Below are 13,751 nucleotides of genomic sequence, written 5' to 3'. Positions count from 1 at the left end.
ACAGCGTCACTTTTGGCGATTATCCGATCTGTCGATCCTCCGTCCCGTTAGCAGGCCTTTGGCGCCCGTGCCTTCGAACTTGAACTCGAAGTCTCTCCAGGTTTTCCTCCAGCGTCGCGCCACGTATCTTTCTCCCGGTCTTGCTGCATCATCGAGCATGATAAGGCCTCCCGGTGCGATACGTTCGAAAAGGCGTTCCGCCATTCCTCGGGTAAAGGGATGAATTGACCAAGGCGGTCCATCTATGACAAGCAGATCAATTGTCTGTGGAAGGTCGTGCAAGGCATACCATAATCCAGGCCAGGCCTGGTCCCGAAAGTTCAGCGGAGCATGGCTGAAACTTGCCGACAGGTGGTGCTCAGCGAGCCAAATGCCCATCTGCTCAACGAACGGTTCATACTGATCGTAGCTGTATAAATGCCCGCCACCGTGAAGCGACAATGCTTTGGCGATAACCAGCGAAGTTACTCCGGAACCTAGTTCCACAACATTTTTCGGTTGTCGGACTTCAATCTCATCAACAATCCTGTGAAGAAGGTAAGTATCTGCTTTCCAGCTGCCAAGATGAGGCAAGGCGTCCTGTTCAAGGTTTATACGCTCAAGAACAGCATTTTTTTCAGCTTTGTTTCCCCCATAAAGGCTTTTCAACAGCCAAGGCCATTGGATGAGCGCAAAGAATAGCTGGAACAGGGTTTCGCCCTTTGTGCGCGCGGTGCCTGTTTCCCGCGGCATCTTTTTGGCCAGCATGCCGGTCAGATTTCTGGTCGTCAACTTTCGTCACCTTCGTTATGGATAGCAGTCCAGTGAGCGAGGCAGCAGCCAGTTACCGAGTGTCATCTTAGGCAAACCCACCAATGTATGGCGCTCTGCACAGCAAGTCGTCCGACCCTCGATGATCAGGAGCAAATCTCTTCTCCCATGCTCGTCCCTCTAGGAGCTGGACTGGCGCCCTAAAAAGCCGAGAATTGCGGCAGAAAAGGCGTCGTTTGCATCGCCTGCGACCATATGCGTGGCATCGATAATGTCGGTATATTCAGCATGCGGTGCCAGTTCGCGCAGATGTTCGACAGCGCCTTCCGAGACAAGATCACTGGATCCGCCCCTGATCAGATGCAGCGGTAGCGTCAAATTAGCGGCAGCCTTGTATAATATATTGACTTGCTGCTCCTGATGCGCGGTGTCGCTGCAATGTGCAGCCACCATATTGCGAATAAATGCTGGATCCCAGTGCCAGTAATAGCGGCCATCCTCTTTCTGCCGGAGATAGTGCCGTAGGCCATCGCCCGCTCTGCGCTTGCGACGATGTGGCATGTAGCGCGCAATGACTTGTGCAGCTTCTTCCGGAGACGAAAAGCCAGTCTCGACATGTTCTTGCATGAAGCTGACCACCCGCATCACGCCGCCCGGCTCGATACGCGGGGCTATATCTACAAGAGTGAGCGATGCGAAGCTGCCTGGGGCGAGGTCTCCTTCTGCTATCATTCCGGCAAGGCCGCCGAGGGAGGCGCCTACCAGAGCCGGTTTGCGATCCATTCCTGATGCTACCGCGACGAGATCGGCCGCAAAGTCGCGCACGTCATACGCACCTGCGCTCGACCAGTCGCTGTCGCCATGCCCACGCATGTCTATAGCGATAGCGCGAAACCCCGCCTCGACCAGATCTTGCACTACCCGCTTCCAGGCGCGGCGAGTCTGACCCGCCCCGTGGGCAAGCAAGACGGGCATCGCCCTGCATTCGCCCTTCACTTCAGCAGCCAGGCTGATACCAGCGGCTCCATCGATTTTGCAGTTCTTCCCGGTCATCCACCAGTCTCGATCCTGCAGGCCCGATTGAAGATAAACCCCTTAGTCCATTTTTGGCTCTGCCTTTGCGCCACTTCAGGACGTTGCATCCACTCACGCGCGAAGAATTGAGAGGGTCGTTCTATCGTCCTGAGTTCGTGCTTCACAGAAGCTGATTGCGCGCCTGTGCATGAAGACGAGGGTCGGTCTGTTCCTGAGCGGTCGATCGCGATCATCTATTTCCTTTCCTCAGTCGTGGGACGGTAGTCAGGTAGTTTGGGAGATCCCACGCCTTCCCGGTCAATCTTCTTGGCCGCATCGCCCATGCGTCGAACTGGTTCGCGAACGGCGCGGGCGGTTTCGGCGATTTGTTGCGCATCCCCTTCCAATTGCCTGATCCGGGGCCGTGCGTGCGAAATGGATAGGCCCAGAGACCGGGCTTTGCCTTCGGCATCATGCAAGGGCCGGCCGAGGCTGTCGTGAAGACCGCCCCGCGATGCCTCGAGCCTCAGGCGAAGCCTCTCCGCGTCGTCTCCCGCCCGAGCCATTACATTCCCTAGAGAATGGATCCTGTCTTCCTGCAGGGCCTCCCCCGCGATTTGACTGACATCGCTTTTCCAGTTCCGCGAGCGCAGCGCGAGTTGGCCAAGACGTTCCTCGATGGATCGCTGACCGGCAGGGTCCAGCTTCTTTGCGATGCTATCGGCACCTGACGATATCTTGGCGATCATCTCGCCTGGATTGAGGTCGCCGCTGAGGAGGCCGCCGGTCTTCACTGGTACAAGCGGGAATGGCTGTCCCGCTTGAACTGTAAGTGCTGGTTCACGCTTGTTGCTTCCCGCCAGGCTTATCTCTGCCGATCCATCGAAGAATGATTTATCGACCGACGCTGTCACGCCGCGATGGAGTAAGATGTCCTTGGTAAGGACGAACCGGACCACGACCGTATCCGGATTTGAAGGTTGGAGCCGGACCTGGGTTACTTTCCCAACGGGAACACCAAGAAGGTTGACGCCCGATCCGATTTGAACGCCGTCAACCGATTGTTTAAACTGCACCTCATACGTGGCCCCGTCAGCCTCACGTGACTGGATGAGCCACAGGGTGAACCCAATGACGGCGGTTATGAGCAGGCCGACAACAAGGCTCACCTTCAACCAGTTCGAACGCGTTTCCATGTGACCTAGAAATCCTGGAGCCGGTAGCGCGACAAATGAGCTTTTAATTTTCGCGAGATTTGGAACGTGATCACCGCCGCTTCACTCGTTCGCCAATTGCCAGGGCAATGGAAAGCACCGCCAGCAGCCCGGCGATGATCGGTTCCGAGGCGAAAAGGATTGCAGCACATATTCCCAATGCTGCGGGGTAGAGCTGGGGAGTGGCTCTGCTGTTGCGCTCATCGCCGCGCAATCGTTCAAGATCCCTGGGTGCGATACTGACGGTGATCGATCCGGTACGCGCAACTCTCTCGATCTGTCCCACCAGGCTCGGCGTTGACAAGGCGGCTCTTCCAAGCGCTGCAAACAGCTTGCCCGCTTCGCCACGCAATCGCGCCGGACTCGTTCGCTCGCGCATCAGTTCCTTTGCCAGCGGAGCCAGTTCTCGAGTGATGTCGAATGTCGGATCGATGCGCCGGACAAATCCCTCTGCCGTGAGCAGCGTCCGGAGCACCAGTGCCAGATCGGGCGGGAGCGCGAGATGAAAGTCGCGCAGTATCGCAAAGACGATTTGGAAAATGTCGGTAAGGTCAATTTGCTCGAGCAGAACATTGCTGAAACGGTTGATCAGTTCGGCCAGGGCCTCTTCCAGCCTGACACGGTCAACATCAGGGTCGCCCGCCCAAAGCAGCAGAATATCGACGACCCCGCCTGTGTCCTCCGCCGCGATCGCCAGGCCAAGCCGTACCAATTCTTCCCGGCGTCGTGGCAGAAGCGTCCCCACCGCTCCGAAGTCGATAAGCCCCAGCGTTCCGTCCTCCAGGAAAAAGACGTTGCCGGGGTGGGGATCGGCGTGGAAATGACCATTGATGACGATCATGTGGAGGATCGCCTGCGCATAGGTGCTGGCGAGGCTAATGAGATCAAGGTCGCTTTGCCGCGCCGCCTCCAGATTGCTTGCCGGAACGCCTCGAAACCGCTCCTGTATGTTGACACGCCTGCCGGACAACTCCCAGTCAAAGCGAGCCGTTCGCACGCCGAAAGCTTTGAGATACTCTCCGATCGTATCGCTGGCGCGAGCTTCCGCGCCAAGGTCCATTTCCCGATCGATACTTTCAGCGAAGTGGCGCAGCAGTTCGTCCGGCTTTAGTCGCGCGATCTCGGGGATGCGGCGCTCTGCGATCCGGGCGACGCGGCGCAGCAGCCGAAGGTCGGCGTCGACAATCCGCTCGATCCCGGGACGACGGACCTTGACGATAACGTCCCGGCCGTCGAGCAGCGTTGCTGCATGGACCTGAGCGATCGAGCCGGCCGCAATCGCTTCGTCTTCAAAGGAGGCGAAATAGCTTTCCACAGTTCCGCCGATCGCCTCTTCGATAAGTGGTCGCACGGTGGCGAACGGCAGCGGCGGAACCCGGTCCTGAAGTTTCGAAAGCGCATCGATCCAATCGGGCTCCAGCAGATCACTTCGCATTGCAAGAATCTGCCCGAACTTGACCGCTGCAGGACCGATATCTTGCAGCAGCGCAACGACTGCTTCTGGTCGAGCGCTATCAAATGGTTCCTCACCACCCAGTCTGAGACCTAGCCGGGAGGCCATTCCCTTGAGGCCGTGTCGCCCGAACAGAAGCAGGATTTGTGCGAACCGCTCCCGCTCCTTCAATGCGACCGCTTCAGGCCCGTCCATCAAATGAGGATCAGCCATCATTATGTGCCTTGAGCGTGGGGACGCGACCTTGGCGGAAGCCAGCTTGCGTTTCGAGTTGATCCACGACCTTGTCGAGGTGAAGGATCGCCCTATCCAATGCTTCCAGTTCTTCCGCGGTCAAGCTGCCGAAGGTCTTCGCCACAATGCCATCGTAGAGTGGCAGGGCCTGCTCCAGCATCGCCCTGCCTGCGTCCGTGATTTCCACGAGCTTTACACGACGGTCCTCTTCAACGGGCGAGCGCGTGACCAGATCATTCTGCTCCAACCAGTCAATCGCCTGGGTTACCGTGCGCGGGGCCTGATCGAAGAAGCTTGCAATATCGGTTGAGCGGCTGGGTTGCTCGGCGAGATATACCAGCAGCTTAAGACGGGCCATCGATGCACCTTGGGACGCAAGGTGCGTGTCGATCAGCCGCCGCATTCTGTACCAGGTCCAGCCAAAGGCCGTCGCGAGTGCGCGCAAATGAACTTCCTGAGGTTCCATATGTTATGTCCTTGCTCAATCTTCGATGGCATGGCAAGGGGAGAGGATAAAGTTATGACTGCGACGAAGCTGGCACCTCTTGGCCCATGGCGTGCCATTGCTCGATCATCATCGTGAGACCCCAATGCTTGACCATGCCAAGGTTCAAGATATGCGCTGCGTGGCGTTGATGCCAGCAGGAGCCGAAATCGTCCGCTGCTCAATTCCCATGCTGCTAGTGCGATGATCGCGGCAGATTGGCATATTGACGAGGGTGGCGGCCCGACTCTGCATGTGAGCGGTGACTGGACTTCGCTTGCTTTGGGCGATGCGGAAGGGCGCCTGGGTGCCCAGGCGGCCAGGAGTCTAGTCGTGCAGCGTCTCGATCTTTCTGCTCTGGGGCGGATCGACACTGCCGGTGCCCTCCTGCTTTTGCGGTCCATGGCTCCAGACGCCGATATAGACTTTGGCGAAAGAGAGGATTTGCAAAGGCTGATAGACCTTGTTCGACCTGCCCTTGAATCAGATACGGCCGGTAAGGCTGGCGTCACTGGTGTTCTGGGATTTTTCGAGCGCTTCGGCCGTCAGTTAGTCGGGATCGCCGATGACGCCTACCAGATGCTGGTGTTCACTGGGCAGCTTATTGTGGCGCTCGGCCGTACCCTTGGCGATCCTCGCCGACTGCGCATGACGCCGCTTGTCGCGTTCATGCAGGACGCGGGCATTAATGGGCTTCCGATAGTTTTTATCATGACCTTCTTCATCGGCGCGGTCATTGCGCTCGTTGGCACCAACCTTTTGACAACGCTTGGCGTTGAGGTGTTCACGATCCAGTTGGTGGGCGTGGCCATCCTGCGCGAGTTCGGCGTGGTGATCACTGCCATCCTTCTGTCTGGACGTTCCGCATCTTCCTTTGCCGCTCAGATCGGTTCGATGCGGATGAACCAGGAAACCGATGCGATGCAGGTTATGGGCGTGGACCGCTTCGATGCGCTGGTAATCCCGCGCATCTTAGCCGCGCTTCTCATGATGCCTCTTATGACCTTCTGCGCGGATATCGGCGGTCTTGCTGGCGGACTCTTGGTCAGTTGGGTGACGATTGATATCAGCCCGGTCTTCTTCATCCAGCGTACGCTCGAAACGGTGGACATTAAGCATTTCTGGATAGGCATGTGCAAAGCGCCGTTTCTGGCTCTGATCATCGCTGCTGCGGGCTGTCGGCATGGCCTTATGGTCGGCGGCGACGTCCAAAGCCTTGGTCAAAATGTGACGTCCGCGGTCGTCCAGTCAATCTTCATGGTCATTATGTTCGATGCGATTTTCGCGGTTATCTTCATGGCGCTCGATCTGTGAGGGCGCTTGTGGAAACCGATGCCGAAGACGTGCCCATTCGCGTCAAAGGCCTGCGCACGGCTTTTGGCGACAAGGTCATCCATGAGGATCTCGGCCTTGAGGTCAAGCGCGGTGAGATATTGGGTGTGGTTGGCGGATCGGGTTCCGGTAAGTCGGTGCTGCTCAACACCATCCTGGGCCTCAAGCAGCCCGATGGCGGATCCGTCGAGATATTCGGGCAGGACATCCGCGATCCGCAAGCGCACAGTGAAGTCGAGCGTCGGATTGGGGTGATGTTCCAGCAAGGCGCATTATTCTCCTTTCTCACCGTACAAGAAAATGTCGAGGCGCCACTTCTGGAACATACGAAACTTACACGTGAGTATGTGCACGATCTTGCAAGGCTGAAGATCAAGCTTGCTGGTTTGCCGGAAGATGCAGGCTGCTTGAAGCCTGCCGAGCTATCTGGCGGAATGCGCAAGCGCGCGGGGGTAGCCCGCGCAATCGCGCTGGATCCTGATATCCTCTTTCTCGACGAGCCGACTGCCGGCCTCGATCCAATTGCTGCAGCCGAATTCGATGATCTTATCAGAACATTGCGGGATGCTCTTGGCTTCACCGTGTTCATAATAACCCACGACCTCGATACTCTGTACGCGATTTGCGACCGCGTTGCGGTTGTCGCTGACAAGAAAATCGCCGCTGTTGCAACGATCAAAGAACTTGAACGGTCAGATCACCCGTGGATCCGGAGCTATCTTCTGGGACCGCGCGGCCGTGCCGCGAAAAAAGAGAAAGAAAGCTGATGGAACGCCATGCCAACTATGCTCTGGTAGGCGCCGCCTCCATCGCGTTGCTTATCGCCACGCTTGTTTTTGTGGTCTGGCTCGGCGGTTCGGCCAAAGGAAGTGATTCTTACCAGATCGTGTTTCATGGGCCAGTCAGAGGTTTAAGCGTTGGAGGCGAAGTGCAGTTCAACGGCATCAAGGTCGGGGAAATCGGCGGAATCCGCCTCGACCAGCGCGACCCCAACCGTGTGATCACGGATATCGAACTGACGCGCGGGACACCGGTGCGCGAAGATTCGGTCGCATCCTCTGAAAGTCAGGGCATCTCAGGGGTCAGCATCGTGCAAATCAGCGCGGGCACGCCGAGCAAGCCGCTGCTCAAGACCAATGATCACGGTAAGCGGCCTGTCATCGCCAGCAAGCCCAACGCTATGTCTTCATTGCTGCAAGGCGGAGGACAGGTGGTGGCAAGCGCGACCGAGGCACTGAGCCGTGTGAACAAGGTCCTTTCGGATCGTAATATCGCCAACATCGGCGGTGCCATTCGCGATGTCCGAATGACTACGGCGGAACTGGCGGCCAATCGGACCATGTTCGCCCATGCCGGTTCCGCGCTCGCCAAACTGGATCGGGCGGCTGACGATATTCAGGGCGCGGCCTCGGCCGTTCGGCAGATTGCCGATGGCGATGGCAAGCGCGCCTTCGCCGATATCTCCCAGGCGGCAAACGAACTCAAATCGGCAGTTCATGAGGCTCGCGGCGTGATCGCCAAACTCGACACGCAAAGCGCCGATATCGGTACGACCACGATCCCTAATATCAATGCGACCATGCTGACCTTGCAAGAAACAGCTGAATCGCTGGACGGGCTAATTCGCGGGATCCGACAAAGTCCCCGCGAAGCTCTGGCCAAAAGCCGGGGTGCTGAACTGGAGTTGCCTAAGTGACATTATCAACCAGGAATCGGACTTTTGCACTTCTGTCGAGCGCCTTGCTGCTGGGTAGCTGTGGAAACCTGCTAGGCGGCGGCGAGCGCGCTGACCTTTTCAGGTTTGGCGTGGTTGAGCCCACGTCCGTCACCGGGATGCAGGGTGCGCTCCCGACTCGCTCTGTATCTCTGCTTCGCCCCCGGTTCTCGCAGGAGGTAGAGGGCGATCGCATGCTCACCACGCGGGGGGAACGTGCGCTCTACCTTAAGGGGGTTCGTTGGGTGGCGCCGGTCCCCGATCTTTTCACCCAGGCGCTGATGCGTCAATATGCGGCGCGGGCACCTGACGTGCGCCTGACGGGCGTCAGAAATGCCACCGGGGCATCGCATGCGCTGCAGATTGATATCGAGCGATTCGAAGCACGGTATGCCCTAGATGGGGGTGAAAAAGCACCGCCCACTGTCATTATCGAAGGCGATGCAACCCTGTTTGACCTTACTGATCGTCGTCCCGTTGAGGCCAAGCGCTTCTTGGTGCAGGAGCCAGCGTCCGCAAATACCACGAGCGGGATAGTCGCCGCTTTCGATCGTGCAGTAGCTCGCTCAACCACAGAATTGACGGATTGGTCCGCGCAAGCAGCGCGGAAGCATTCCACGGAGCGCGCGCTTGATACATCGAAGGATCGAATGGAACGCAAGCAGGGGATAAATTGATCATGAACTTGTCGCCGATCTCTACAATCTTAGGGCGCGAAAGCATGTACAAAATCGCCATGCGCCAGATAGCTTCGTAGGTATCTACGAGTTTTTGTTTTTATCTGAAGGGCTGACCCGATCGGAGCCAGAGTAAGCAAGATAGTATAATCCCGGATTCTACGTCTTAATAAGCGATAGCATATCGACCATGTGATAAGTCAAATCTCGCAATGATTAATATTGCTATCGGATTATGAAATGCAGTCCGCTGTCGATTTAAGTGACACTCATTTGACAATTTAATTTATGCAATGCGGGCGATGGTGGAACGATTATCCAACAGCATCGTTACGACGTCGTCACGATTAACGTGATGCGGCCACTTGACCGCTCGAAATCTATTCTACGGAGAAGGTATTATGCTGAAAGTCATTATGGCCGCGGGCGCGCTAGCGCTTTCAGGTTCAGGGGCTCTCGCCCAAGCTGTTTCACCAACAAACACAGGTTCAATGTCGAGCATGGATACCGGCACAACACCGATAGCTGGACAGAATGAGCCAGCCTTTGTGATGGCTGCATCGGATGCGAACCTCTATCAAATAAAAGCAGCGCAGTTCGCCGTGACCAAGGCTCAGCGTGACGATGTGAAGGCTTTTGCCAAACGTGTTCAGACCGAAGCGCAAATCGCGCAGAAAGCACTCATGGCCGCGCTGCGCAACGATCAGCGGACAATAAAAGCGCCATCGTCATCGCTTTCCTCCGACAGAGCCGCACTCGTGAAGCTGCTCCAGAAGACGCCGCGCGGCAGCTTCGATAATCTTTATCTATCCCAGTCCGCCCAGGTACTACAGGCGGCATGGGCCATCAACAAAGGCTATGCGCAAGACGGCACCGACCCAGCCTTGAAGCAAGTCGCGGGAACCGCCGTTCCCACACTTGAGCAAGAACTCACCAATGGGAAGGCACTTCTTCCTTCAGCATTGACCGGCGGTCAATGATCATAGTGGCGCCCGTTCTTCACGGGCGCCACTCAATGTGATCGTCATGCCCTGGCGGGCAGCCGCTGTTATTTCAAGCGCGGTAACAGCGAACCCCACAGCGGTCGTGTTTATGCTTTCAACCTTGTCTTCAGGATATTGGGCGGATGATGATACTTGTTTTTGCCATGGCGGCTCTTGCACAAACCCCCGAGCAACCCGCCAGAAAAGATGAGACAGTTGACCGCGGTCGGGAAATCGTCACGCAGCCGGCGAAAGATATTGGCGCGGCCAAAACCGAAATTCCAGCTATTCTGGAAAGAGCGCAAGAAAATCCATATGGTCTCGCCGGCTTGAAATCCTGTGCGCAGATCAAGGCCGCAACTACGGAGCTCGATAGCGTCCTCGGACCTGATTTTGCGGTCGGCAACAACAAAAAAGAGAACAGGGCTGGTCGGCTGGCCGAGGCTGGAGGGAAAACTATTGTTAACACAATCATACCGTTTCGGGGCTTAGTTCGGGAGATTTCGGGCGCAGCTCCGGCCGAAAGACGCCTGGCGGCAGCGATTGACGCCGGCTTCGCACGCCGCGGCTTTCTTCGTGGAACAGCGCTCGCGCGGCGCTGTCCGGGGAGCAAAAATTAGCGACGAAAGCTGACGCTATTGAATTCGACGCCTCTGTGTGACGCTGCGCATTATCTCTTGAACTATGGCATTGCAGGGTAATGGGCCGGGGCGGGAATAACGAAAAGCTACTCGGGCCAGAAACAATCTATATTATTGCTTCCAGGCAAGGTGACGGCGGCCCAACCGATCAAAGTGCCGGGTCACCTTTCGTGTGACCCTGGCTGATATCACCATAGGCCACAATTGTGGGGATTGAAACGGGACACCAATTCGAGGCTCACTTCTTAACGACCGCCCGATCGGGAAAGTAATTTTTCGCGTCGGAGTGCTCGGCATCACGCGCCATCAGTTTCTGTGTTGTGCACCAGCCTGGCAAACCGCTCCTCGGTATCTTTTGATTCTTGCTTGAAGATTGGGGGAGCTACAGCCTGATATGCGGCTTAGGTGTAGGACCGGTCCAGCGGCGGCGGGCAAGGAGCGGGTTATCTCTGCGTAATGCTGAGGTTCCATATAATATGCAATTGCCGATCACTCCTTAATGCTGCAAGACAGAACCACACCGCGCAACATTGGGATTGTAATTTATATGGCGGACAAGTCGGCCACTGTTTCGGCGGATCCTGAGGGCCTCGGCGAATCTGCGGTGTCGCCGCTTAAATCGCCGCGCGTTCGCCTCGCGATGCTCATTGGCGCGATCCTGCTGCTCATCGGTGGCTTTGTCTGGTACTTGGATCATCAGAACCGGGGCCGATACATGCAGGTGACCGACAACGCCTATGTTGCGGCAGATTCCGTCATCACAGCGCCCAAGATCGCCGGATATGTTGAACGGGTGTTCGTTATCGAGAATCAGACGGTTCGGCAGGGGCAGTCTCTGGCTGAACTCGATCCCCGCGAATATCGGGCGCAGACCGAACAGATTACCAGCCAGATCGAAACGGCAACGGCTGCGGGGGATACGACGCGCTCTCAGATTTCCGAACAGCAGGCAGCCATAGCGCAAGCGCAAGCCCAGCTCAACGCGGCGCGCGCCGAGGCTGCTTTCGCCGCACAGCAGGTTACGCGATATCAGCCGCTTGCCGCATCAGGCGCTGAGCCAGGGGAGCGTTTCGCGCAGCTTCAGACGCAGGCACGACAAGCTCGCGAGCGAACCAATGCTGCGCAGGCGGCGCTGATCGCCGCGCAACGGCGTGTCGGTACACTGGGCGCGCAGGTGCGTCAGGCCCAGTCGCAAGCAGAGGCCGCGCGTGCCCAACTCAAGGTGGCGCGCGTCAACGTCGAATCGACAGTGCTCAAGGCTGCAATCAATGGCCGTGTGGGCGATCTGGCTGTCCGTGTGGGGCAATTCGTGCAGCCCGGCACACGCATGATGACACTGGTTCCTGTCGATCGATTGTTCATTGAGGCGAACTTCAAGGAAACTCAACTGGGGCTTATGCGCGTCGGCCAGCCTGTTGGCATCGAAATCGATGCGCTCCCTGGCGTCGAACTGACCGGGCGTATTGCCAGTATCGCCCCTGGCACGGGCGCCCAATTCTCGGTGCTCCCCCCCCAGAATGCGACCGGAAACTTCACAAAGATCGTACAGCGCGTGCCTGTACGCATTGCAATCGATGCTCCTCTCGAAGTGCGCACGCTCCTTGTGCCGGGAATGTCGGTTGGAGTAACGGTCGATACGCGTTCAGCCAGAGGAGAGATGGATCGACTCCGTCAGGCCGTAAGCCGGAAGCGTTGACAGTGGTCACGGTCACAGCATCTCCAGACGCAGCTCGTTCCGCGCGTGCGGACTTGACCGCTTGGATCGCTGTTGCTGCCGGCTCGCTCGGCGCACTGCTGGCGACCCTCGACATCTCGATCGTCAACTCGGCACTGCCAACGATCCAAGGCGAAATCGGAGCAACCGGCACTGAGGGAACGTGGATCGCCACCGCCTTTCTCGTTGCCGAGATCGTCGTCATTCCGCTGAGCGCCTGGCTTGAACGGCTTTTGGGACTGAGAACCCTCCTTCTCATTTCCGTGACTGCCTTTACCGGGTTCTCCATCCTATGCGGCATCGCCACCGACCTTATGACGATGATCATCGGACGAACCGGGCAGGGCCTTATGGGAGGGCTGCTGATACCCACCGCCATGACGATTGTCGCAAAGCGACTCCCGCCACCCCAGCAGCCCATCGGGATGGCCCTTTTCGGAATGACCGTAATCTTGGGACCCGTTCTTGGCCCCTTGCTCGGTGGCTGGCTGACGGAAAATTTGAGCTGGCACTATGCCTTCTTCGTCAATGTTCCGGTCTGCGGGATACTCCTCTTGCTCCTGTTGCTCGGCCTGCCGCACGAACGTACGAATTGGGTCTATCTTCGCGAGGCCGACTGGTTGGGTATTATAGGCCTGATCCTTGGCCTTGGAGGACTGACGATCGTGCTCGAGGAGGGGCACCGTGAAGACTGGTTCGAATCGACGCTTATCATCCGGCTGACGTTTATAACCGTAGCAGGGTTTGTGATGTTGGCGATCGGACAGATCTGGGCAGCAAAGCCCGTCCTTAAGCTGCGAATCGTCATGAGCAGACAGTTCGGCAGTGTCGTTATCATGGCGCTAGCGCTGGGCATGGTGATGTACGGATCGACCTTCGTCATCCCGCAGTTCCTGTCGCTTATCGCCGACTATAATGCCCTCGAGACCGGACAGGTCATCTTTCTCATGGGCGTTCCTGCCTTCTTTGTGATGCCGTTCGTGCCGTTTCTGATGCGGGTTGTCGACATCAGGCTGGCCGTTGGCGCTGGCCTCGCGCTTATGGCTGCTAGCTGCTTTGTGAACACCAGTCTCACAGTGGAATCCGCAGGCGAAGCCTTTACTACCGGTCAGCTGCTGCGCGGGGTGGGGATGATCTTTGTCATGCTCTTTCTGAACCAGGCCGCCATTACCTCAGTCAGCAAGGAGGATGCTGGAGATGCCTCAGGCATCTTCAATGCTGCGCGAAACCTCGGTGGCTCATTCGCTCTGGCGGCCCTGACGTCGTTCCAGGACCAGCGTATGTCACTCCACAGCCGACGGATGGAGGAAACGCTGTGGGCAAACGATCCAAGCGTGCAGGAGTATATCGCGGGGATGTCTCATACTCTGGGAAATATGGACGCGGGCCTTCAGTCGCTCGCTGGCACAATTCAGCAGCAGGCGTTCGTCATGACCTATAACGACATATTCTTGACGATGGCGGTAGCGACTTTTGTGACGCTTCCGTTCGTGTTTTTCCTTCGCCCGCTCCCCAAGGGGATGTCGCTGACGATGCATTGA

Annotated in this window: 13 protein-coding genes; 8 read left to right on the top strand and 5 right to left on the bottom strand. The window is 57.4% G+C overall.

What is annotated here, in order from left to right; translation table 11 throughout:
- Positions 1-6 precede the first annotated feature (6 nt).
- The 5 genes from AC07X9_RS17860 to AC07X9_RS17840 all read right to left on the bottom strand — a co-directional run bounded on the left by AC07X9_RS17860 (position 7) and on the right by AC07X9_RS17840 (position 5,131).
- Entirely contained in the window at positions 7-771 is a 765-nt protein-coding gene (locus tag AC07X9_RS17860; RefSeq protein ID WP_130754661.1) for a class I SAM-dependent methyltransferase, read from the bottom strand.
- 159 nt (positions 772-930) lie between these two features.
- Positions 931-1,803 (bottom strand): alpha/beta fold hydrolase, encoded by an 873-nt coding sequence (locus AC07X9_RS17855; protein ID WP_086486321.1) that lies wholly within the window; start codon positions 1,801-1,803, stop codon positions 931-933.
- Between the two features lie 215 nt (positions 1,804-2,018).
- Complete coding sequence (locus tag AC07X9_RS17850; RefSeq protein ID WP_086486322.1) at positions 2,019-2,960, bottom strand: MlaD family protein; 942 nt, start codon at positions 2,958-2,960, stop codon at positions 2,019-2,021.
- Between the two features lie 70 nt (positions 2,961-3,030).
- Positions 3,031-4,647 carry an ABC1 kinase family protein gene (locus AC07X9_RS17845; RefSeq protein WP_024020670.1) on the bottom strand — a complete coding sequence of 539 codons (1,617 nt, stop codon included), beginning with the start codon at positions 4,645-4,647 and terminating at the stop codon, positions 3,031-3,033.
- On the bottom strand, positions 4,637-5,131 hold the full coding sequence (locus AC07X9_RS17840; protein ID WP_086486019.1) for a MarR family winged helix-turn-helix transcriptional regulator: 495 nt from the start codon (positions 5,129-5,131) through the stop codon (positions 4,637-4,639). Before AC07X9_RS17840 ends, AC07X9_RS17845 begins: the two co-directional genes overlap by 11 nt.
- 222 nt (positions 5,132-5,353) lie before the next feature.
- Here AC07X9_RS17840 and AC07X9_RS17835 point away from each other — a divergent pair, with 222 nt between their 5' ends.
- The 8 genes from AC07X9_RS17835 to AC07X9_RS17800 all read left to right on the top strand — a co-directional run bounded on the left by AC07X9_RS17835 (position 5,354) and on the right by AC07X9_RS17800 (position 13,751).
- Positions 5,354-6,463: an ABC transporter permease gene (locus AC07X9_RS17835; RefSeq protein ID WP_495197989.1), complete on the top strand. Its 1,110-nt coding sequence runs from the start codon at positions 5,354-5,356 to the stop codon at positions 6,461-6,463.
- Between the two features lie 8 nt (positions 6,464-6,471).
- On the top strand, positions 6,472-7,248 hold the full coding sequence (locus AC07X9_RS17830; protein WP_031309820.1) for an ABC transporter ATP-binding protein: 777 nt from the start codon (positions 6,472-6,474) through the stop codon (positions 7,246-7,248).
- Positions 7,248-8,177 (top strand): MlaD family protein, encoded by a 930-nt coding sequence (locus AC07X9_RS17825; protein ID WP_024020666.1) that lies wholly within the window; start codon positions 7,248-7,250, stop codon positions 8,175-8,177. Before AC07X9_RS17830 ends, AC07X9_RS17825 begins: the two co-directional genes overlap by 1 nt.
- Positions 8,178-8,314: 137 nt before the next feature.
- On the top strand, positions 8,315-8,872 hold the full coding sequence (locus AC07X9_RS17820; protein WP_235955281.1) for an ABC-type transport auxiliary lipoprotein family protein: 558 nt from the start codon (positions 8,315-8,317) through the stop codon (positions 8,870-8,872).
- A gap of 401 nt (positions 8,873-9,273) precedes the next feature.
- On the top strand, positions 9,274-9,852 hold the full coding sequence (locus AC07X9_RS17815) for a DUF4142 domain-containing protein (protein ID WP_235955309.1): 579 nt from the start codon (positions 9,274-9,276) through the stop codon (positions 9,850-9,852).
- Positions 9,853-10,001: 149 nt separating this feature from the next.
- Positions 10,002-10,475, top strand: coding sequence for a hypothetical protein (locus AC07X9_RS17810; RefSeq protein ID WP_405053679.1), 474 nt, complete (start codon positions 10,002-10,004; stop codon positions 10,473-10,475).
- A gap of 568 nt (positions 10,476-11,043) precedes the next feature.
- Positions 11,044-12,192, top strand: coding sequence for an HlyD family secretion protein (locus AC07X9_RS17805; RefSeq protein ID WP_086486325.1), 1,149 nt, complete (start codon positions 11,044-11,046; stop codon positions 12,190-12,192).
- Positions 12,193-12,245: 53 nt separating this feature from the next.
- Positions 12,246-13,751 (top strand): MDR family MFS transporter, encoded by a 1,506-nt coding sequence (locus AC07X9_RS17800; RefSeq protein WP_024020661.1) that lies wholly within the window; start codon positions 12,246-12,248, stop codon positions 13,749-13,751.

The organism is Sphingobium sp. GW456-12-10-14-TSB1, from assembly GCF_059424385.1.
The sequence above is the reverse complement of the archived record's forward strand: the minus strand, read 5'-3'. Positions and strand labels throughout refer to the sequence as shown.

Excerpts from the sequence above, each read along its gene's own strand:
- AC07X9_RS17835 (WP_495197989.1), top strand. The coding sequence starts at position 5,354 with ATGATCGCGGCAGATTGGCATATTGACGAGGGTGGCGGCCCGACTCTG.
- AC07X9_RS17820 (WP_235955281.1), top strand. The coding sequence starts at position 8,315 with ATGCAGGGTGCGCTCCCGACTCGCTCTGTATCTCTGCTTCGCCCCCGG.
- AC07X9_RS17815 (WP_235955309.1), top strand. The coding sequence starts at position 9,274 with ATGCTGAAAGTCATTATGGCCGCGGGCGCGCTAGCGCTTTCAGGTTCA.
- AC07X9_RS17855 (WP_086486321.1), bottom strand. The coding sequence starts at position 1,803 with ATGACCGGGAAGAACTGCAAAATCGATGGAGCCGCTGGTATCAGCCTG.
- AC07X9_RS17825 (WP_024020666.1), top strand. The coding sequence starts at position 7,248 with ATGGAACGCCATGCCAACTATGCTCTGGTAGGCGCCGCCTCCATCGCG.
- AC07X9_RS17805 (WP_086486325.1), top strand. The coding sequence starts at position 11,044 with ATGGCGGACAAGTCGGCCACTGTTTCGGCGGATCCTGAGGGCCTCGGC.
- AC07X9_RS17850 (WP_086486322.1), bottom strand. The coding sequence starts at position 2,960 with ATGGAAACGCGTTCGAACTGGTTGAAGGTGAGCCTTGTTGTCGGCCTG.
- AC07X9_RS17840 (WP_086486019.1), bottom strand. The coding sequence starts at position 5,131 with ATGGAACCTCAGGAAGTTCATTTGCGCGCACTCGCGACGGCCTTTGGC.
- AC07X9_RS17845 (WP_024020670.1), bottom strand. The coding sequence starts at position 4,647 with ATGATGGCTGATCCTCATTTGATGGACGGGCCTGAAGCGGTCGCATTG.
- AC07X9_RS17810 (WP_405053679.1), top strand. The coding sequence starts at position 10,002 with ATGATACTTGTTTTTGCCATGGCGGCTCTTGCACAAACCCCCGAGCAA.